Source organism: Pseudomonas sp., from assembly GCF_028293835.1.
Classification (GTDB): Bacteria; Pseudomonadota; Gammaproteobacteria; order Pseudomonadales; family Pseudomonadaceae; genus Aquipseudomonas.
In genome coordinates this window covers 1-19,083 of the sequence record NZ_JAQGNX010000033.1, presented here as the reverse complement: position 1 = coordinate 19,083, position 19,083 = coordinate 1, and the positions used below count along the sequence as shown (strand labels likewise).

Below are 19,083 nucleotides of genomic sequence, written 5' to 3'. Positions count from 1 at the left end.
ATCAGATCATGGCTTTGACGGCAGTCTTCGCTTGCTCGTCGGCGTGGTACGAAGAACGCACCAGTGGGCCGGAAGCGACGTTTTTGAAGCCCATCTTGTAGCCTTCTTCGGCAAACCAGGCGAACACGTCCGGATGCACGAAACGCTGCACTGGCAAGTGGCTGCGTGATGGCTGCAGGTACTGGCCGAGGGTAAGCATGTCGATGTCGTGCTCACGCATGCGCTGCATGACTTCGATGACTTCTTCGTCGGTCTCCCCCAGACCCAGCATCAAGCCGGACTTGGTCGGAACGTGTGGCACCAACTGCTTGAACTTCTGCAGCAAGGTCAACGACCATTGGAAATCCGAACCCGGGCGCGCGGCCTTGTATAGGCGTGGCACGGTTTCCAGGTTGTGGTTGAACACGTCTGGCGGCTCGGCAGCTGTGAGCTCTAGCGCGATGTCCATGCGCCCACGGTAATCCGGAACCAACGTTTCAAGCTGGACGTTTGGCGATAGCAAGCGAATTTCACGAATGCAGTCAGCAAAGTGCTGGGCACCACCGTCGCGCAGGTCGTCGCGGTCAACCGAGGTGATTACTACGTATTTGAGACGCAAGTCAGCGATGGCGATAGCGAGGTTTTTCGGCTCGTCGACATCCAGCGCTTTCGGACGGCCATGGCCAACGTCACAGAACGGGCAGCGACGGGTGCAGATGTCGCCCATGATCATGAACGTCGCGGTGCCACCGGAGAAGCACTCACCCAGGTTAGGGCACGACGCCTCTTCGCACACGCTGTGCAGCTTGTGCTTGCGCAGCAGTTTTTTGACGCGATCCACTTCCGGAGAAACCGCGATACGCACGCGAATCCAGTCAGGCTTTTTCGGCAGGTCGACGGTCGGAATGATCTTCACCGGGATGCGTGCAACTTTATCCGCACCGCGCAGCTTTATGCCGGCTTCCACTTTAGGACGCGCGGTACGCTCACCGACGTTCAGTGTCGGGATCAGTTCTAGCACAGCGCTTTGCGCAGTCTCTGTCGCAGTAGTCATATCAGTCGATTCCGCCCGCTAGGGTCGTCTGCTCAGCATAGTCGAGGTGTTTGACGAGCTGCGCGCGCAGCCGGGCACTTACCTCGGCAAATTCAATCGGGCCTGCAAGATCGCACAGCTGGGTCATTGCCAGCCCCGCATACCCACAGGGGTTAATGCGTCGAAACGGTTCAAGGTCCATGTCCACATTCAGCGCCAGGCCGTGGAATGAATAACCGTTGCGAATTCGTAAACCTAAGGAGGCTATTTTCGCTCCGTCGACATAGACACCTGGCGCGTCTTTCTGCGCCACTGCCGTTACATCGTAACTGGCCAACAGCGCGATCAGGCTGCGCTCAATCCGGGAAACCAGCTCGCGCACACCAAAACCGAGGCGTCGCACGTCAAGCATCAGGTAAACCACTAACTGACCAGGGCCATGATAGGTCACTTGGCCACCACGATCGACCTGTACCACTGCAATATCACCCGGAAGCAGTAAATGCTCGGCTTTACCTGCCAGCCCCTGAGTGAAGATGGGCGGATGCTGCACCAGCCAGACTTCATCGGCTGTGTCCCGATCACGCCCTTCGGTAAAGCGCTGCATGGCATGCCAGGTGGGTTCGTAAGGGACCAGACCCAGTTCACGAAAGCCAAGGCTACCGGGCATCAGAGCACCATGTGCACGACACCAGTAGCGCGCAAGGCACTGTTGATATCGCGCAGTTGGTCTTCGCCGGTGGCGATGATATGCAGTTGAACGGTGGTGTACTTGCCATTGCTGCTTTGGCGCTCGGCAAGCGTGGTGAGGTCGATTGTGGCGTGTTTCTCCAAAATCTCGATCACCGATGCGGTAAAGCCGACCCCAGTGTCGCCGATCACCTTAATGGGGTAGTCAACGCAGGGAAATACAATCAGGTGCGACTTAACATCAATTTCGGTATCAGCCATGGCAGTAACGGCCTCGTAAGCTGTTACGAGCGGCGCGCACCATGCCCTGGGTAAGAGCCGGTGCACGCCGGTCGGCAGTATCAGTTGAACAAACCGTAGAAGAACAAGCGGATGCTATCCCACACGCGGCGGAAAATACCACCCTGGTCCACGGCGTCGAGAGCGATCAGGTCAGCAGTGCGCACAACCTTGTCGTCCATCTTCACTTCCACTTTACCGATCACGTCGCCCTTGGCGATTGGCGCAACCAGACGTGGGTTCATGGTCATGCTTGCCGTCAGCTTTTTCAATTCGCCTTTAGGCAAGGTCATGGTCAGGTCTTCAGCCAAACCGGCTTTGATCTGATGCTCAGAACCTTTCCAGACCGGGGCCTGGGCCAACTCTGTGCCCTTTTGATAAAAGGTTTGGGTTTCGTAGAAGCGGAAACCATACGTCAGTAATTTCTGGGTTTCTGCGGCGCGAGCCTGTTCGCTGTTGGTGCCGAACACCACCGCGATCAAACGCATGCCGTCACGTACTGCCGAAGACACCATGCAATAGCCCGCTTCTTCGGTGTGGCCGGTTTTCAGGCCATCAACGGTCTTGTCGCGCCACAACAGCAGGTTGCGGTTAGGCTGCTTGATGCCGTTCCAGAAAAATTCTTTCTGGGAGTAAATCGCGTAGTGAGCCGGATCGACCGTAATGATCGCCCGTGCCAGCAACGCCATGTCGTGAGCCGACGAATAGTGGTCCGGGTTTGGCAGACCTGTCGGGTTCATGAAGTGGCTGTTGCTCATGCCCAAATCGCCAGCGGTTTTGTTCATCATGTCGGCAAATGCATCTTCGCTGCCGGCGATGTGCTCTGAGAGAGCGACGCTGGCGTCGTTGCCCGACTGGATAATGATGCCGTGCAGCAGATCGCTGACGGTCACTTGGCTGCCGACTTTGATGAACATCCGAGAACCACCGGTGCGCCAGGCGTTCTCGCTGACGGTCACTGGGTCGTTTTCGCCGATTTGGCCGCGACGAATTTCCAGGGTCGCAATATAAGCCGTCATCAGTTTGGTCAGGCTTGCTGGCGCCAAACGCTGATCACCATTGTTTTCAACCAAAATGTTGCCGCTGGAAGCATCCATCAGCACATAGGCTTTGGCGGCTAATTGCGGCGCGGCGGGCGTCATCTGTTCTGCCGCCCAGGCGGCAGGGGTGATGATCAAGGGAACTAGCAGGCACAGGCGTTTTGCAAAGGTGGTGATGTTCATCCGTCTCTCGAAATTGCTAATGGGCAAACATGCCCTCGCGGGCAAAGCTGATCTGACCGGTTAAACGAACGATGCGTTCAACCGGCCTTGTATCGACCCTGAATATCCAGGGCTAAATCATTGATCCAGGGCCACCACCGTCGGCTGGCCAAGGTTGGCCGAGCGCACGTTGGCTTGTAATTGCTGCGCTTCAACCGGCGTGTTCACGGGTCCCATCCGGACCCGATACAGCGTTTGCTGACTGCGTATTATCGAGCTGACGAAGACTGGCGTCTGGACTATCCCGCTCAGTTTCGACCTCAGGAGTTCCGCAGCGTCCGGGTTGGCGAAGGCGCCCACCTGGAGATACAGCCCAGACGCTGGTCCGGAAGCGTTTTTTTTTGCATCTATCTGGATCGGCGATGCGGCTGCGGCGTGCTGCTGGGGCGGAGGCGTGTACTGTTCAATCGTACCGGTGGAAGCGGTAAACGCTGGCGCTGCGGCCTGGGCAACTACTTGCGGCTCATCAAGCATCAGCGGCGCCGGGCGACCACGCTGGGCCCAATACTCCTGCGGATCAATGCCTTCGACCTTGACCCGTGCGGTACCGATTTCGGCGTAACCGAGTTTTTTCGCTGCCGCGTAAGATAAGTCGATAATGCGGTCGGAGTAGAACGGGCCACGGTCGTTAACGCGCAAGATCACGCTGCGGTTGTTATCCAGGTTGGTGACCCGGACATAACTCGGCAAGGGCAAGGTCTTGTGCGCGGCACTCATGCCATACAGGTCGTATTTTTCGCCGTTGGCGGTGTTCTGGCCATGGAATTTGGTGCCGTACCAGGAAGCCGTCCCCGAAGCGACATAGCGCTTGGAGTCGCTCAACGGGAAATAGGTTTTGCCCAGCACGGTGTATGGGTTGGCTTTATAAGGGCCTGAATGCAGTGTCGGCACGGCGTCGGGAATGCGCGAGACGTCTACGTCCCACCAGGGCGCGCCGTCTTTGTGCGCGCGGTTGATGTCCAGGCCCGGGCCTGAACTCACCCCAGCGTTGCTTCTTTGCGGTGAGCGACTGGTTGAACAGCTGGCCACCAGAACTGCCAGGACCGCGAAGGCCATGAACTTTAGTGGTTTGCGAATCGGCATTGCCCGCATTACTTGACGCCCCGTGCTTGGACCAGCAGTTCAGACAGCTGATGCACGGCCATTGCGTACATCACACTGCGGTTGTAGCGCGTGATTGCGTAAAAATTTCTCAAACCCATCCAATATTCCGGACCACTCGCGCCTTCCAGGCGGAAAGCGGTCACCGGCATATCATCGCGCAGCGCATCATGACTCGACCACCCCAACGCTCGCAACTCCCCAACAGTCTTTACTGGTTCGATGCCTGGGCTCAAACCGCTATCGGCCACGTCCCCACGCACCTCGGAAAGACTGACAACGGGCTCGCCGGGCGTCCACCCATGGCGCTTGAAATAACTGGCGACGCTGCCAATGGCATCGTCCGGATTGGTCCAGATATTAATATGCCCGTCACCGTCAAAATCCACGGCGTACGCACGAAAACTGCTCGGCATAAACTGTGGCAACCCCATTGCTCCGGCGTACGAGCCTTTGAGCGTCAATGGGTCGACTTGTTCTTCACGGGCCAACAAAAGAAACTCTCGCAGCTCTTTGCGAAAGAACTCGGCACGCGGCGGGTAATCAAAACTCAACGTCGATAACGCGTCTATCACCCGGTAATTTCCGGTGTTACGGCCAAAAAAGGTCTCAACACCGATGATCGAAACGATTACTTGAGCCGGTACGCCGTACTCACGCTCGGCACGGGCCAAGGCGGCTTCATGCTGACGCCAGAAGTCCACACCGCGTGCAATACGCGCGTCGGTGATGAACATCGGACGGTATTCTTTCCACGGCTTGACCCGTTCCGCCGGTCGAGATATTGCATCGAGAATTGCTTGTTTGCGCTCGGCATCGCGAAACACCGCCATCAATTGCTCGCCTGCAAAACCATAATCACGAGTCATTTCGCCGACAAATTCAGCGACCTGAGGCGAGCCTTCGTAATCACCTGCATTAGCCTCAAGCACTGAACCAAGGATGCCCACCAGGCCGACCAACGGAGCATATCGAGCCGCCCAGTTACGCACTACTTGCATTGAATTGTTCACCTTAATCAAACCTGTGCGATCCACTTGCGATGGGTATGGATCGACATCAAAACCCCAAACGCTGACAGCAATGTCACCAAAGAGGTTCCGCCGTAGCTAATAAAGGGCAGCGGCACCCCTACAACCGGCATCAGGCCACTGACCATACCGATGTTGACGAAAACGTAAACAAAAAATGTCATTGTCAGGCTACCCGCCAACAGTTTGCCGAACAGCGTCTGTGCCTGAGCAGTGATTACCAACCCGCGTCCAATCAGCAACAAATAGATCAATAACAGCGCGCAAATGCCCACCAGGCCAAACTCTTCACCCAATACTGCAATGATGAAGTCGGTGTGGCTTTCCGGCAGAAAGTCCAAATGCGATTGGGTGCCCAGCAACCAACCCTTACCAAATACTCCACCCGAACCAATGGCCGCCTTGGACTGAATGATGTTCCAGCCGGTGCCCAGCGGATCGCTCTCGGGGTCGAGAAAGGTCAGAATTCGTTGCTTTTGATAGTCATGCATGAAGAAAAACCACATGCCGACAGCCACCGGCACTGCGGCGGCAAACACACCGATGATCCAGCGCCAGCGCAGACCGGCCATGAACAGCACGAACGTACCGGAGGCCAGAATCAGCAACGAGGTGCCAAGGTCCGGTTGACGCACGATCAGGATAAACGGAAGGCCAATCAGCCCCAGGCTAAGCGCCACGTGCTTCAAATGTGGCGGCAGGGTTCGCTTGGCCAAATACCAGGCGATGGTCGCCGGCATGATAATTTTCATGAATTCCGAGGGCTGAAAGCGGATCACCCCCGGAATGTTGATCCAGCGGGTTGCGCCCATGGCGTTGTGGCCCATGACGTCCACCGCCACCAACAGCAGCATCCCCAGCACGTACAGCACCGGGACCCAGCGCGCCATAAACCGTGGTTCGAGCTGAGCGATGACCACCATCGACACCAGTCCGATACCGAACGACGTCGCCTGTTTGATCAGCAGATCCCAGTTTTTGCCGCTGGCCGAATACAGCACGAACAAACTGCCAGCAGCCAGAGTCAGCAACAAAATCAGCAGCGGCCCGTCAATATGGATGCGTTGCAGGAACGTGGCGCGACGGCGCATCACGTCATCACTGGAGAGGATGCGGTCGAAATTACTCTTCACTGGCCGCAGCCTCCGCGTTTGAACTGCTGGCGTACTCAGGCTTGAGCAAACCGTCCGGACCGAGCAGCCAGGAGTCCATGACCTGGCGGACCACGGGGGCCGCGATACCAGAACCGGACTCACCGTTTTCGACCATGACTGCCACCACTATTTTCGGGTTGTCAGCCGGCGCGAAACCCACGAATAAAGCGTGGTCTCGGTGGCGTTCCTGAATTTTGGTCCGGTCATACTTTTCGCCCTGCTTGATGGCGACCACCTGCGCCGTGCCGCTTTTACCGGCAATCCGGTATTGCGATCCCACCGCTGCCTTGCGTGCTGTACCCCGTGGGCCATGCATGACTTGCTGCATACCGTGATTGACCCTGGCCCAGTCCGACGGATTGCGCAGGATAATGTCGGGCATCGGATTTTCGTCCACAGGCGGCACTCCGGCGACGGTTTTCGCCAGATGCGGTCGATTCCATACGCCTTTGTTGGCCACCAGCGCAGTGGCTTGGGCCAACTGCAATGGAGTCGCCTGCATGTAGCCCTGGCCGATGCCGAGTATCAATGTTTCACCGGGAAACCAGGCCTGACGTCGAGTGGCACGTTTCCAATCACGCGACGGCATAAGTCCTGGGGACTCTTCGAACATGTCCAGCGAGACTTTTTGCCCGATCCCGAATTTGTTCAAGTAAGACGACAGCCGATCAATACCGATCTTGTGCGCCAGATCGTAAAAGTAGGTGTCATTGGAACGCATGATCGCCGTGTCGAGGTCGACCCAGCCGTCACCCGTGCGGTTCCAGTTGCGGTATTTATGATCGTAATTAGGCAGTTGGTAGAAGCCCGGATCGAACACTCTGGTCGTGGCAGTCACCACGCCGCTGTCCAGCCCGGCGATGGCCACGGCAGGCTTGATCGTCGATCCCGGCGGGTAAAGCCCGCGCAGGATGCGGTTGAACAAGGGGCGATCAACTGAATCTCGCAGCTCGGCGTAGTCTTTGAAACTGATGCCGGTGACAAACGGGTTGGGGTCAAAGCTTGGCTGACTGACCATCGCCAGCACTTCGCCGGTTGCCGGGTCCAACGCGACTACCGCACCACGGCGTCCGCCTAAAGCGGCCTCGGCAGCTTGCTGCAGCCGGATATCAAGGCTCAGGACGATGTCTTTGCCTGGCATCGGATTAGTCCGGTTAAGCACACGCATGACCCGGCCACGGGCATTGGTTTCGACTTCTTCGTAGCCAACCTGGCCGTGCAGGTCAGCTTCGTAGAAGCGCTCGATCCCGGTTTTGCCGATATGGTGAGTACCGCTGTAATTCACCGAATCCAGCACTTTTTGCTCTTTCTCGTTGATCCGCCCCATGTACCCCACGGAATGAGCGAAATGTTCGCCCTGTGGGTAATGACGGACCAGTTGCGCAACCACCTCAACTCCCGGCAGGCGGAACTGGTTCACCGCAATGAGGGCTATTTGCTCTTCGGTCAGCTCGAACAGAATCGGCACCGACTCAAAAGGCCGGCGCCCTTGTTTCATGCGCTTTTCAAAGAGCAATCGGTCGTCCGCCGTCAACGCGAGAATGTCGACGATGGCGTCGAGCACTTGGGCGGAATCGCCGGTACGCTCGCGGGTCATGCCCAAACTGAAGCTGGGGCGGTTATCGGCAACCACCACGCCGTTGCGGTCGAAGATCAAGCCACGGTTCGGTGGAATCGGCTGAACGTGAACCCGGTTATTTTCCGACATTGTCGAGTGCAGGTCATATTGAATGACCTGCAAAAAATACAGCCGCGCTATGAGCACGCACAGCAGCACCACGACAACCACAGCGCCGACCACGACCCGGCCGCGCACCATGCGTGCGTCTTTCTCGTGGTCTTTTAGGCGAATCGGCTGAGACATTTAGGCGCGCAGGCTATTTGTGATAAGGGTGCCCGGACAGCACTGTCCAGGCGCGGTACATCTGCTCACCAATAAGGATGCGCACCAGTGGGTGAGGCAAGGTCAGCGGCGATAAGGACCAGCGTTGTTCGCTACGCGCACAGACTTCCGGCGCCAGTCCTTCAGGACCGCCGACCATCAAATTTACGGTGCGAGCATCCAGACGCCAGCGATCAAGTTCGACCGCCAACTGTTCGGTACTCCACGGTTTGCCGTGTACTTCAAGCGTGACGATCCGCTCGCCCGGCTGCACTTTCGCCAACATGGCTTCGCCTTCCTGACGGATAAAACGCGCCACATCGGCATTCTTGCCACGGGTACTGAGCGGAATTTCCACCAGTTCAAGCGCAAGCTCGGCGGGCATCCGCTTGGCATACTCCTGCCAACCTTCTTGCACCCACTTGGGCATGCGCGAACCGACAGCGATCAAACGCAGACGCACGGTGATCCCTTATTCTTTATCGAGAAAGGTCATCGGGTCGAACGGGTTGCCTTCATGCACAGAATGCAGCGCGCGGCTTTGCTCAGCACCCTGCCACAGACGCTCGAGGTCATAGAACTGACGAGCGGCGGAGGTCATGACATGCACGATCACATCGCCGAGGTCCAAAAGCACCCAGTCGCTGTCGCCCTTGCCTTCTTCGCTCAACGATTTCACGCCAGCGGCCTTGCATTTGTCGCGCACGCTGTCGACCAGCGCGTTCAGTTGGCGGTTGGAGGTACCGGTGGCAATCAGCATGTAATCGGCAATGCTGGTCTTGTCGCGAACATCAATAGCGAGGATGTCAGTACCCTTGACGTCTTCCAGGGCAGCTGTCGCCAATTTGATAACTTCTTCGCTACTCAGCTTGTGATTTGTCAGATTTTGCTTTGTCATATAAAACTCTTCAGCTCGTATGTGTGGGTCGCCGAAACGCGTGTTCAACACAGCAGTTTCAGAGGCTCCCCTCAGTGTTCGGCGCATGGTACAGCCCGTGCGCGTCGATATAGGCCAGTACCGCGTCTGGCACCAGAAAACGTACCGACTTCCCGCTGGCCAGCAGGTGGCGGATCTGGGTGGCAGACACCGATAACGGCGTCTGCCAGACGAATGTAATGTGTCCGCCGGGCCCTTTGAGGGCTTTCGGATTACTGACTGCGCGCCCCGCCAGCAGATTTCGCATGGCGTCAGGTGACTCGCTGTCGGCGTCCGGGCGTTGCAGCACCACGATATGGCAGTGCTCCAGCAGTTCTTCCCAGCGATGCCAGGTTGGCAGGCCGCAGAAAGCGTCCCAACCCAATAACAGGAATAACTGGTCATCTGCGGCCAACTCGGCCCGCATCAATTCCAGGGTGTCGATGGTGTACGACGGTTTGTCCCGCTTTAACTCACGGTCATCCACCGTCAAAGGCGATACCCCGGCTACCGCGCATTGGACCATCGCCAGACGGTCCTGCGCACTCACGCTCGGTGTATCACGATGAGGCGGTCTGGCACTGGGTGTCAGGCGCAGCTCATCGAGCTCAAGCAACTCGGCAACTTCCAGTGCGCCACGCAAATGGCCGATGTGCACCGGATCGAACGTGCCACCCAGCACGCCAATGCGTCGCGGCGAACGGGGTGCATGTTTCGCCGCTGCAGGCAGTTCAGTCTCGGCCAACTCAGACTGGCCCCTGGCCACGTAACTGGTGACCGTCGCCGATCACGATGTACTTTTCGCAGGTCAAACCTTCAAGGCCGACCGGGCCGCGGGCGTGCAGCTTATCAGTAGAAATGCCAATCTCCGCACCCAATCCGTATTCAAAGCCGTCGGCGAAGCTGGTGGGGGCGTTGACCATCACCGAACTTGAGTCGACTTCGCCCAGGAAACGCCGGGCCTGGCCCTGATTTTCGGTGACGATAGCGTCGGTGTGATGAGACCCGTAATGGTTGATGTGTTCGATGGCCTGATCCAGGCCGTCCACGATCAGAATCGACAAAATCGGCGCGAGGTATTCGGTGTGCCAGTCTTCTTCAGTCGCCGCAATGGCGTCGATCAGCTCACGAGTGCGCTCGCAACCGCGCAGCTCAACGCCCTTCTCGCGCAATTGTGCGGCCATGGGCGGCAGGAAGGCAGCCGCAACGGTGGCGTCCACCAGCAGGGTTTCCATCGCGCCGCAAATACCGTATCGGTAAGTTTTGGCGTTGAAGCAAATACTTTGCGCGTTGGTCAAGTCGGCGAAAGCGCTGACATAGATGTGGCAAATGCCGTCGAGGTGCTTGATGACTGGCACCCGTGCATCGCGACTGACGCGCTCGATCAGGCCTTTGCCACCGCGCGGAACAATCACATCCACGTACTCAGGCATGGTGATCAACGCAGCGACGGCTTCGCGGTCAACGATTTCGACCACCTGAACCACCGCAGCCGGCAAATCGGCTGCGGCCAGGCCACGCTGAATGCAGGCGGCGATGGCGCGGTTGGAATGAATGGCCTCGGAGCCGCCTCGCAGAATCGTCGCGTTACCAGACTTCAGGCACAGGCTTGCAGCATCGATGGTCACGTTGGGGCGCGACTCATAAATAATTCCCACTACGCCCAGAGGCACACGCATTTTGCCTACCTGAATGCCGGACGGCCGATAGCTCATGTCGCGGATCGAGCCGATGGGGTCTGGCAGATTGGTCACCTGGCGTAAACCGACGATCATGCTGTCGATGCGTGCCGGGGTGAGGGCCAGGCGCTCGAGCATGGCCGGTGACAGGCCATTGGCCCGACCGGAAGCCAGGTCCAGTTCATTGGCGGCAGTCAGCTCTGCGCGGGCATCATCCAAAGCAGCAGCGGTGGCATGCAGGGCGCGGTTTTTCTGCGCAGTGCTGGCACGGCCGATCACTCGCGACGCTTCGCGGGCAGCGCGACCCAAGCGGGTCATATAGTCAAGAACGGACTCAGTCATGGTCTCAGAGGTCTTGGCGGAGGGGAAAGCGGCCGATTATAGCCGTCGAGCCCGCGTAACGACAGCGGTGACAGGCGGATGGTCGATAATGGCATTCAACTCATCCTTTTTTACCACTGCTGCGCAGCCGCTTATCGAACAAGTTCGCTCCCACCGGGCCTCTGGACATCTTAGGATAGTGTGTGTACCAGGGATTCGGCGGGAGCGAACCTATTCGCGAATGGATGCAGCACCGCAGGGCCACAGGACACCACGCCTGAGCCCAATAGTTGCTGTTCAGCTCCGATTAAGTCACTTGTTGCTATTATGGGCAGCCAATCCGCCGCCCATTTACCCATATGCCGATTCAAGACTACCTACCGAACACCGTTCCGGACTCATTTTTCAACCGTGATGCGCAACTGCTCGCCCGTGATCTGTTGGGCAAGGTTATTCGTCATCGCGTGGGAAATGGCACGGATTCGTTGTGGTTGTCGGCAAGAATCATCGAAACGGAAGCGTACTATGCGGCGGAAAAGGGCAGTCACTCCTCCTTGGGCTATACCGAAAAACGTAAGGCATTGTTTCTGGATGGCGGCCACATCTATATGTATTACGCCCGGGGCGGCGACTCGCTGAACTTTAGCGCCGGTGGCCCTGGCAATGCGGTGCTGATCAAATCCGCTTACCCCTGGGTCGACGCCCTCTCCGATGGCAACAGCCTGGCGCAGATGTTGATCAACAATCCCGACGCCAAAGGCGCTTTGCGTACCCCCGAGCGTTTGTGCGCCGGCCAGACCCTGCTGTGCAAAGCACTGGGTTTGAAAGTGCCCATGTGGGACGCCAAGCGCTTTGATTCGGAACAACTGTTCGTCGACGATGTCGGACCAGCGCCTAGACAAATCATCCAAACCACCCGTTTGGGCATTCCCGCAGGTCGTGACGAGCACTTGATGTACCGCTTCGTCGACGCCGCTTACGCCCGATTCTGCACACGCAACCCATTGCGACGTGGCCAGTTGGAAGGCCGGGATTATTTTTTACTCGAACAAGGAAGCTGAAACATGGGTCCATGGCTCGACAGCATCACCGGCTGGCTAACAGCTAATCCCTCATGGCTGGGGGTGGCGATCTTTGTAGTGGCCTGTTTTGAATGCCTGGCCATTGCCGGACTGATCGTACCGGGCACGGTTATTATGTTCGCGGTCGCCGTATTGGCCGGCAACGGTGTACTGCCTTTGGGCGAAACATTGTTGCTGGGATTTGCAGGCGGGTTGCTGGGCGATTTGATCTCGTACTTTCTTGGCAGACGCTTCCACCAAAAAATCCGCCGCTTGCCGGGACTGCGAACCCACCCGGAATGGATCGGTCACGCAGAGATGTATTTCCAGCGCTACGGCATCGCTAGCCTGTTGGTTGGACGTTTTATCGGTCCACTGCGGCCGATGCTGCCCATGGTCGCAGGTATGTTCGACATGCCGTTTGTGCGCTTTGTCGCCGTCAGCCTGCTCGCAGCCGCCGGGTGGTCGATTGTTTATCTTCTGCCGGGTTGGGCCACGGGCGCGGCGATTCGCTTACCGCTGCCAGAAGGGTTCTGGCCACAGGCCGGGACTGTCGGAGCGGGACTCATCATTCTCCTGGGCGTGAGCATCCACAGCAGCGTCGGCGGCAAGCGTTACGCCACGCACCTGATCGCCGGGCTGAGCCTGGTGATGTTGCTGGGTCTGCTGATCGGCTGGCCCTACCTGGCGCACTTTGACCAGGGCCTGATGACGCTGGTGCAAGAGCATCGCAGCGCAGCCGCCGATCCCTTCGCGGTGATGATCACCCTGCTGGGGGAGTTTCGCACCCAAGTGGCAATAGCCATCCTGCTGGTCGGGCTGTTGCTGGTCCTTCGTCAGTGGCGACAGGCAGTCTTTGCGCTGGGCACGATCCTGGGCTCGGCGCTGGCCAACACCCTCATAAAATGGACCGCCGCCCGTGCGCGCCCGGAAGTATTACTGGACCCACTCACCAGCTACAGCATGCCCAGCGGTCACAGCTCAGGGTCGTTCGCGATATTCATGACCCTGGCGATACTGGCCGGGCGCGGTCAGCCGCTGCGCTTGCGTCTGGCGTGGTTGTTGGTAGGCAGCATACCGGCGCTGTCGATTGCCATGTCGCGGGTTTATCTGGGAGTACATTGGCCGACGGATGTTCTGGCCGGGGCCATGCTCGCGTTTTGCCTGTGCGCGACGAGCCTCACGCTGAGCGAGCACAAGCAACCGCTGCAGGCCATGCCAACCAAGGTGTGGTGGATCATTCTGCCTTCGCTGGCCGCCCTGTATGGTTTTTTCGCCCTGCACGCCTTGGCCAATGCCGTTTTACGCTACCAATACTGAACGCAGCGATACTGAACACACCGAGGCGACTTAGATTTGCAGGTCGCCCTGCATTTCATCGAGTAAGTCTTGAATCGCGTTCAGCCGCTGCTGGGCGTCGCTGAGCTCAAGCAATTCGACTTTATCTTCCTCGGTGAACGGCAACAGATACGCCAGCTGATTGGCCAACGACTGCTGCCCGCTGGCGGTCACGCTCATGTTCAGCGCAGCTACCATCGGGTGTTCAGCAAGCGCGGCCAGCAAGGCCACCAAGTCTGCATCCTGCTCTTGCAACGGCTGTTCTTGCAGCTCATCGAGCCACTCAACGTCGGCCAGAATTAATTGATCACGCTGCACCTCGGTGCTGGCGACCCGGAAACGTCGGCCGCCTTCCACGCGGATACCCAACAAACCGTTTGCCTGCTGCTGAAAATCGCGTACCAGCGCTTCACACCCCACCAACGCATAGCCATCGGGCGCTTGAGCCACTTCTTCGCCATCAAGGATGCACACCACGCCAAACCCTTCGCCCTTCTTCATGCAGCGACCGATCATGTCCAGGTAACGCGCTTCGAACAACTGCAAGTCGAGGGTGCAGCCGGGGAACAATACGGCGTTCAGGGGAAATAACGGCAGCATCATAAAATCTTCCTTAAACGAATAACGACACGGCCAATGGCAGAAATACCGCCGTGGCAACGCCCATCAAACTCATCGCCAGCGCGGCGAATGCCCCGCACTCTTCGCTTTCCTGCAGCGCCACTGAAGTGCCAACGGCATGAGCCGTCAATCCCAACGCCATACCCCGGGCCGCGTGATTATCCACACCGAGGATAGACAGCATGCCGGGGCCGAAGATTGCACCAATGACGCCGGTAATCAGCACGAACACCGCTGCCAGCGGCGCGACACCGCCAATCTGTTCGGCCACCAGCATCGCAATGGGCGATGTCACAGACTTCGGCAGCATGGTCATTAAAATCATGTGTTCTGCGCCAAACAGCCACCCCAAGGTCACGCCTAATGCCGTTGCCAGCACGCCGCCAATAACCAGCGTAGTAAACGTCGGCCAAAATAATTGCTTGATACGGCGCAAATTCAAATACAGCGGCACCGCCAGCGCCACCGTAGCGGGCCCTAACAAGATACTGAGAATTTCGGTGCTTTTACGGTACTCGGCATAACTCAACCCACAACTGACCAATATGCTGATCACCGCTAACATCGAAATCAATACCGGCTGTAGAAAAATCAAACGGGTTTTTTCGTAGACGGCCAGCATTAGCTGGTAGGCGCCCAGGGTAATAGCGATGCCAAACAGCGGATGATGGATAACCGAATCCCAGGCCCCGCTCCAGTCCAGAGTCATGAAAGCTCCTTACGTCGCGACTGGCGCTGAATCAACTTCTGCATCAACCAGCCAGCAAAGGCCAGCGACACCAGTAACGACAGCACCAGCGCGCCGATAATTGCCCAGAAATCCTTGGCGATATCCGCGGCGTAGACCATGACCCCCACCGCTGGCGGGACGAGCAACAAGGGTAGGTAACGCAGCAAACTGCTGGCGGCGAGGGTCAATGGTTCGTCGACCTGACCGCGCACCATGAGAAAAATCATCAACAATACCAGCCCGATAATCGGCCCTGGCAGGATCGGCAAGAACAGGTGGTTAAGCCCTGTGCCGACCAATTGAAACATCACCAGCCATGTCAGGCCTCTTAGCAACATAGGGAACTCCAGCAGATTTGCGCCGCCATTATAGGCACGCCACGGGAATGGCTGATCAATCGGCATTCGCCAACCGCATACATCCTTGACCATCTTCAAGACCCGTGCTGATCTTAGGTCTTGGTGCGACGAATATTAAGTCGCCCTCAATACGATGCAAATTGCAGGCCCCGCTAACATCATTGACAGCTACACACTGCTGTTCAATAGCTTTTATAGCTTCTTAAATAAAAAAGGGAGAACACTGATGCCGATCGTCCCCGTCGCAGAACTCAAAAATTATGCAGGCAAGGAGCTAGGAAGTTCCGAGTGGCTCACCATCGATCAAGACCGTATCAATCTATTTGCGGAGGCTACAGGGGACTTCCAGTTCATTCATGTTGACCCTGAAAAAGCGGCTAAAACGCCGTTCGGCAGCACCATCGCCCATGGCTTTTTATCTTTATCGTTAATTCCAAAACTGATGGAGGACCTGTTCATAGCCCCCGAAGGCCTGAAAATGGTGGTCAATTACGGATTGGACAGCGTGCGTTTTATTCAGCCGGTCAAGGTTAATTCCAGGGTTCGACTGAACGTTTCCATCGCCGAAGTGACTGAAAAGAAGCCTGGCCAATGGTTGATCAAAGCTATCGCTACATTAGAAATCGAAGGTCAGGAAAAACCCGCTTACGTCGCCGAACCGCTGTCGCTGTGCTTCGTATAAGCCGCTAAAAAGGCGAAACAGCGCTCACGGGCTGTTTCGTTGCCTCTATAAAGCAACCACATAGCTGCGGCATACTCCCCGTGGCTGTGTGAGTGCGATGATTCAAAAGTCCGTATTCACACGCCTGGAATCCTATTTTCGAGATTAACCATGCGCGCGTTCGCTCCCCTCGCCCCACTGGCTTTAATTCTGTTACTCGCCGCTTGCGGTGAAGGCGAACCGCTGTCGCCGCCTGACGCACGCCTGCCGGACGGGGGGCGTTATCGCGGGGACGTGGTCAATGGCTTGCTGCAAGGCCAAGGCCGGGTCGACTACCCCAACGGCAGTTGGTACGCCGGGAATTTTCAGAATGGGCAGTGGCACGGCGATGGCGAATGGCATGCCAGCAACGGCGATGTCTATCGCGGACAATTTCAAAACGGCTTGTTTCACGGGTTCGGTACGCTGACTAACAGCACCGGAAGCTACGTCGGCGGCTTCAAACTGGGGCGTCGCGACGGTGAAGGCACGCTCAAAGAATCCGGTGTGACCTACCGTGGCGAATTCAAAGCCGACCAATATGACGGCCTTGGCCATCTGGAACTGGATGACGGCAGCCAATACCAAGGACTGTTCGCCCACGGCAAGCCCAATGGCGAAGGTCAGCGCAGCGATGCCACCGGCAATCAATTTGCCGGCAAGTTCGTAAATGGTCAGTTGGAAGGCAACGGCAGCTTTAACAGCGCCGATGGCGATCAGTATGTGGGTGGCTTTCATGAAAACCAGTTGCAGGGCCGAGGTCGCTATGAGAATAGCGACGGCGATGTCTGGATCGGGCAATTCAAGGAAGGCGCGCTCTACGGCCAAGGCCAGTTGATTGGCGCCGACGGTAGCCGCTACGAAGGCCAGTTCAACAATTGGCACTTTAATGGCACGGGCCGCCTGCGCCTGGCCGATGGCAGTGTGTACGTGGGTGATTTTGTTTCCGACACCTACGAAGGAAGGGGCGTCCTGACGCTGCCGGACGGCGCAGTGCAAAGCGGTATCTGGAGCAACGGGCAACGGGTGCGCGACGCCCAAGGCAAACTGTTGCCGGACTCGTTGGAAATCGGTTTGCTGGCCCAGGGCCCCTTGCTGGAGAAAGCCTTGGCCGCCATACCGACATCGACACCCGCGACGGAGCTGTACACCCTGGTGGTAGGCGGTGATGGCAAACAAAGCGTGTTCATGCGCGAAGCGGACTATGTGAGCAATTTGCTGTCCACGCGCTTCGGCGCCTACGGTCAAATCAGCCTGGTCAATCACCGTGATCACATGGGTGATCGGCCCCTGGCGACGCGGGAAAGCATCAGTCGTGCGGTGCAGACCATTGCCCAACGCAGCGGGCCGGAAGACCTGGTGTTCATCTATTTGACCAGCCATGGCACCCATGATCATGAACTGGTGCTGGATCAGCCGCGTTTGGAGTTGACTGACCTGCCAGCCGACGAATTGGCTGCGGTGTTGGCGCCACTGAAGAATCGCGACAAGATCGTGGTGATTTCCGCCTGCTACTCCGGCGGCTTTATCCCGGCAATCAAAGATGACAAAACCCTGGTCATTACCGCCTCACGTTCAGACCGCGTATCGTTTGGCTGCTCGGAAGAATCGGATTTCACCTACTTTGGCGAAGCACTCTTCGCTAAAGCCTTGGTCGAAACCGATGACCTGCAACAAGCGTTCAATCAGGCCAAGGTGTACGTCGCCGCCCGGGAAGCCAGCGATAATTTTGAAGCATCTGAACCGCAAATCTGGGCACCGAAAACTGTACTCGCTCACTGGCAGCAGTTTCGCAGAGGCCAGGCGCAACGGGCCCTTTCTGCCTCTTTGGCCAGCAAGGAAGCAAAGATTACGGGCAGCCACTAAACTGCACCGTATCAAGGGAGAAACACTATGTACTTGACACCTCAAACCATCTTGCTGGGCGGTGCTACCGGGCTGACCGGCGAACACCTGCTGGATCGCATGCTCAACGAGCCCACGGTCAGCCGCGTTTTGGCACCGACTCGACGTCCGTTGGCTGATCATCCGCACCTAGAGAACCCGGTGGGGGAATTGGCTGCCTTGCTGCCCACCTTGAGCGGTCCGGTGGACATTGCCTTCTGTTGTTTGGGCAGCACGATCAAGCAGGCGGGGTCCAAAGAAGCGTTTCGCGCCATCGACTTTGACTTGGTGGTGGCCTTCGCCCAACGCGCACGGGAGCTAGGTGCACGGCATTTGGTGGTGATGAGTGCGGTGAACGCTGACCCTGATTCCAGTATTTTTTACAGTCAGGTCAAAGGTGAGTTGGAACAGGCCTTGAAGGCTCAGGGCTGGCCGCAATTGACCATCGCCCGCCCTTCGCTGCTGATCGGCGAACGCTCGGAACAACGCCTTGCCGAACAATTGGCAGCACCCTTCGCGAAACTGATTCCCGGCAAATACCGCGGCATCGACGCCTGCTCCGTCGCCCGCGCGCTGTGGCGCCTGGCCTTGGAAGAACAGGACGGCGTGCGGATTGTCGAGGCGCAAGAGTTGAGCAAACTGGGCAAGTAGGAATTATCTGTAGGAGGGTCCGTCACGTCTTCGACGCCGCGCTGTCGCGCAGCAAACGCAAAACCTACAGATTATTTTTAAGTCAATAAGTTATGCGTTGTTTGATAAGAGCCAGCTTGTTGGCGAGACGGCTATCCGGTTTCGGAACCATCCCCCTACAATCCACCCGTCGCGGAAAAGCCTACGCCCAGCACGGTCAGCAGCGACAGCGGTAAAAGTAGCGTGTCGAGCAGGGCGCTGGCCGGCAGGTCGACACTTGGCCAACCGGGGGCTTCGGCTCCGAAGTGGTCTTTGGCGCAGCAGCCGCCGTTTATTGCGTACATATCCAGGCGAGTGCCGGAGTAAACCACCGGCGCACCCGGTTGCGCAGCGTCCAGGGTTCGGGCCGTGGCGCAGCCAGTCAGGGTCAATG

The 19,083-nt window shown here is 57.6% G+C and carries 21 protein-coding genes; 5 read left to right on the top strand and 16 right to left on the bottom strand.

Features of this window, described 5'->3' with window-relative positions; all coding sequences use genetic code 11:
* Position 1: 1 nt before the first annotated feature.
* The 12 genes from lipA to JWR17_RS04170 form a co-directional block, all read right to left on the bottom strand.
* Positions 2–1,033 (bottom strand): lipoyl synthase, encoded by a 1,032-nt coding sequence (lipA, locus tag JWR17_RS04225; RefSeq protein ID WP_299828616.1) that lies wholly within the window; start codon positions 1,031–1,033, stop codon positions 2–4.
* 1 nt (position 1,034) lies between these two features.
* Complete coding sequence (lipB, locus tag JWR17_RS04220; RefSeq protein WP_299828614.1) at positions 1,035–1,682, bottom strand: lipoyl(octanoyl) transferase LipB; 648 nt, start codon at positions 1,680–1,682, stop codon at positions 1,035–1,037.
* Positions 1,682–1,963, bottom strand: coding sequence for a DUF493 domain-containing protein (locus JWR17_RS04215; protein WP_299828612.1), 282 nt, complete (start codon positions 1,961–1,963; stop codon positions 1,682–1,684). The genes lipB and JWR17_RS04215 overlap by 1 nt, the downstream gene beginning before the upstream one ends.
* An 80-nt stretch (positions 1,964–2,043) precedes the next feature.
* A complete protein-coding gene (locus JWR17_RS04210) occupies positions 2,044–3,204 on the bottom strand; it encodes a D-alanyl-D-alanine carboxypeptidase family protein (protein WP_299828610.1) in 1,161 nt (386 codons plus the stop codon).
* 117 nt (positions 3,205–3,321) lie between these two features.
* On the bottom strand, positions 3,322–4,335 hold the full coding sequence (locus tag JWR17_RS04205) for a septal ring lytic transglycosylase RlpA family protein (RefSeq protein WP_299828608.1): 1,014 nt from the start codon (positions 4,333–4,335) through the stop codon (positions 3,322–3,324).
* Entirely contained in the window at positions 4,335–5,345 is a 1,011-nt protein-coding gene (mltB, locus tag JWR17_RS04200; protein WP_299828606.1) for a lytic murein transglycosylase B, read from the bottom strand. Before mltB ends, JWR17_RS04205 begins: the two co-directional genes overlap by 1 nt.
* Positions 5,346–5,362: 17 nt before the next feature.
* Positions 5,363–6,466 carry a rod shape-determining protein RodA gene (rodA, locus tag JWR17_RS04195; RefSeq protein WP_299828649.1) on the bottom strand — a complete coding sequence of 368 codons (1,104 nt, stop codon included), beginning with the start codon at positions 6,464–6,466 and terminating at the stop codon, positions 5,363–5,365.
* A 31-nt stretch (positions 6,467–6,497) separates the two neighbouring features.
* Positions 6,498–8,393: a penicillin-binding protein 2 gene (mrdA, locus tag JWR17_RS04190; RefSeq protein WP_299828604.1), complete on the bottom strand. Its 1,896-nt coding sequence runs from the start codon at positions 8,391–8,393 to the stop codon at positions 6,498–6,500.
* Positions 8,394–8,406: 13 nt separating this feature from the next.
* Complete coding sequence (rlmH, locus tag JWR17_RS04185; protein WP_299828602.1) at positions 8,407–8,874, bottom strand: 23S rRNA (pseudouridine(1915)-N(3))-methyltransferase RlmH; 468 nt, start codon at positions 8,872–8,874, stop codon at positions 8,407–8,409.
* A gap of 9 nt (positions 8,875–8,883) precedes the next feature.
* Entirely contained in the window at positions 8,884–9,294 is a 411-nt protein-coding gene (rsfS, locus tag JWR17_RS04180) for a ribosome silencing factor (protein ID WP_299828647.1), read from the bottom strand.
* 73 nt (positions 9,295–9,367) lie between these two features.
* Positions 9,368–10,057, bottom strand: coding sequence for a nicotinate-nucleotide adenylyltransferase (gene nadD, locus JWR17_RS04175; RefSeq protein WP_299828645.1), 690 nt, complete (start codon positions 10,055–10,057; stop codon positions 9,368–9,370).
* 16 nt (positions 10,058–10,073) lie between these two features.
* Complete coding sequence (locus JWR17_RS04170) at positions 10,074–11,348, bottom strand: glutamate-5-semialdehyde dehydrogenase (RefSeq protein ID WP_299828600.1); 1,275 nt, start codon at positions 11,346–11,348, stop codon at positions 10,074–10,076.
* A 338-nt stretch (positions 11,349–11,686) separates the two neighbouring features.
* Here JWR17_RS04170 and JWR17_RS04165 point away from each other — a divergent pair, with 338 nt between their 5' ends.
* Together JWR17_RS04165 and JWR17_RS04160 are read left to right on the top strand one after the other, a co-directional pair.
* A complete protein-coding gene (locus tag JWR17_RS04165) occupies positions 11,687–12,388 on the top strand; it encodes a DNA-3-methyladenine glycosylase (RefSeq protein WP_299828598.1) in 702 nt (233 codons plus the stop codon).
* A 3-nt stretch (positions 12,389–12,391) separates the two neighbouring features.
* Positions 12,392–13,708 (top strand): bifunctional DedA family/phosphatase PAP2 family protein, encoded by a 1,317-nt coding sequence (locus JWR17_RS04160; RefSeq protein WP_299828596.1) that lies wholly within the window; start codon positions 12,392–12,394, stop codon positions 13,706–13,708.
* Between the two features lie 30 nt (positions 13,709–13,738).
* On the opposite strand, the gene JWR17_RS04155 is transcribed toward JWR17_RS04160, so the two are convergent.
* Genes JWR17_RS04155 through JWR17_RS04145 form a run of 3 tightly spaced genes read right to left on the bottom strand, consistent with a single transcriptional unit; the run spans position 13,739 to position 15,415 of the window.
* Positions 13,739–14,329, bottom strand: a complete 591-nt coding sequence (locus JWR17_RS04155) for an LON peptidase substrate-binding domain-containing protein (RefSeq protein ID WP_299828594.1) — start codon at positions 14,327–14,329, stop codon at positions 13,739–13,741.
* A gap of 10 nt (positions 14,330–14,339) precedes the next feature.
* Positions 14,340–15,056: an LrgB family protein gene (locus JWR17_RS04150; protein ID WP_299828592.1), complete on the bottom strand. Its 717-nt coding sequence runs from the start codon at positions 15,054–15,056 to the stop codon at positions 14,340–14,342.
* Entirely contained in the window at positions 15,053–15,415 is a 363-nt protein-coding gene (locus tag JWR17_RS04145) for a CidA/LrgA family protein (protein ID WP_299828590.1), read from the bottom strand. The genes JWR17_RS04150 and JWR17_RS04145 overlap by 4 nt, the downstream gene beginning before the upstream one ends.
* A gap of 247 nt (positions 15,416–15,662) precedes the next feature.
* Here JWR17_RS04145 and JWR17_RS04140 point away from each other — a divergent pair, with 247 nt between their 5' ends.
* The 3 genes from JWR17_RS04140 to JWR17_RS04130 all read left to right on the top strand — a co-directional run bounded on the left by JWR17_RS04140 (position 15,663) and on the right by JWR17_RS04130 (position 18,671).
* Entirely contained in the window at positions 15,663–16,118 is a 456-nt protein-coding gene (locus JWR17_RS04140) for a MaoC family dehydratase (protein WP_299828643.1), read from the top strand.
* A 150-nt stretch (positions 16,119–16,268) separates the two neighbouring features.
* Complete coding sequence (locus JWR17_RS04135; protein ID WP_299828587.1) at positions 16,269–18,002, top strand: C13 family peptidase; 1,734 nt, start codon at positions 16,269–16,271, stop codon at positions 18,000–18,002.
* 27 nt (positions 18,003–18,029) lie between these two features.
* A complete protein-coding gene (locus JWR17_RS04130) occupies positions 18,030–18,671 on the top strand; it encodes an oxidoreductase (RefSeq protein ID WP_299828585.1) in 642 nt (213 codons plus the stop codon).
* Positions 18,672–18,826: 155 nt separating this feature from the next.
* Here JWR17_RS04130 and JWR17_RS04125 read toward each other — a convergent pair whose 3' ends face one another.
* Positions 18,827–19,081 carry a YceK/YidQ family lipoprotein gene (locus JWR17_RS04125; RefSeq protein WP_299828583.1) on the bottom strand — a complete coding sequence of 85 codons (255 nt, stop codon included), beginning with the start codon at positions 19,079–19,081 and terminating at the stop codon, positions 18,827–18,829.
* Positions 19,082–19,083 lie beyond the last annotated feature (2 nt).

Coding starts and splice junctions, on each gene's coding strand:
- lipB (WP_299828614.1), bottom strand. CDS start 1,682: ATGCCCGGTAGCCTTGGCTTTCGTGAACTGGGTCTGGTCCCTTACGAA.
- rodA (WP_299828649.1), bottom strand. CDS start 6,466: ATGCGCCGTCGCGCCACGTTCCTGCAACGCATCCATATTGACGGGCCG.
- JWR17_RS04160 (WP_299828596.1), top strand. CDS start 12,392: ATGGGTCCATGGCTCGACAGCATCACCGGCTGGCTAACAGCTAATCCC.
- JWR17_RS04155 (WP_299828594.1), bottom strand. CDS start 14,329: ATGATGCTGCCGTTATTTCCCCTGAACGCCGTATTGTTCCCCGGCTGC.
- JWR17_RS04130 (WP_299828585.1), top strand. CDS start 18,030: ATGTACTTGACACCTCAAACCATCTTGCTGGGCGGTGCTACCGGGCTG.
- mltB (WP_299828606.1), bottom strand. CDS start 5,345: ATGCAAGTAGTGCGTAACTGGGCGGCTCGATATGCTCCGTTGGTCGGC.
- JWR17_RS04210 (WP_299828610.1), bottom strand. CDS start 3,204: ATGAACATCACCACCTTTGCAAAACGCCTGTGCCTGCTAGTTCCCTTG.
- JWR17_RS04165 (WP_299828598.1), top strand. CDS start 11,687: ATGCCGATTCAAGACTACCTACCGAACACCGTTCCGGACTCATTTTTC.
- lipA (WP_299828616.1), bottom strand. CDS start 1,033: ATGACTACTGCGACAGAGACTGCGCAAAGCGCTGTGCTAGAACTGATC.
- JWR17_RS04145 (WP_299828590.1), bottom strand. CDS start 15,415: ATGTTGCTAAGAGGCCTGACATGGCTGGTGATGTTTCAATTGGTCGGC.
- JWR17_RS04140 (WP_299828643.1), top strand. CDS start 15,663: ATGCCGATCGTCCCCGTCGCAGAACTCAAAAATTATGCAGGCAAGGAG.
- JWR17_RS04170 (WP_299828600.1), bottom strand. CDS start 11,348: ATGACTGAGTCCGTTCTTGACTATATGACCCGCTTGGGTCGCGCTGCC.
- JWR17_RS04150 (WP_299828592.1), bottom strand. CDS start 15,056: ATGACTCTGGACTGGAGCGGGGCCTGGGATTCGGTTATCCATCATCCG.
- mrdA (WP_299828604.1), bottom strand. CDS start 8,393: ATGTCTCAGCCGATTCGCCTAAAAGACCACGAGAAAGACGCACGCATG.
- JWR17_RS04135 (WP_299828587.1), top strand. CDS start 16,269: ATGCGCGCGTTCGCTCCCCTCGCCCCACTGGCTTTAATTCTGTTACTC.
- JWR17_RS04205 (WP_299828608.1), bottom strand. CDS start 4,335: ATGCGGGCAATGCCGATTCGCAAACCACTAAAGTTCATGGCCTTCGCG.
- JWR17_RS04215 (WP_299828612.1), bottom strand. CDS start 1,963: ATGGCTGATACCGAAATTGATGTTAAGTCGCACCTGATTGTATTTCCC.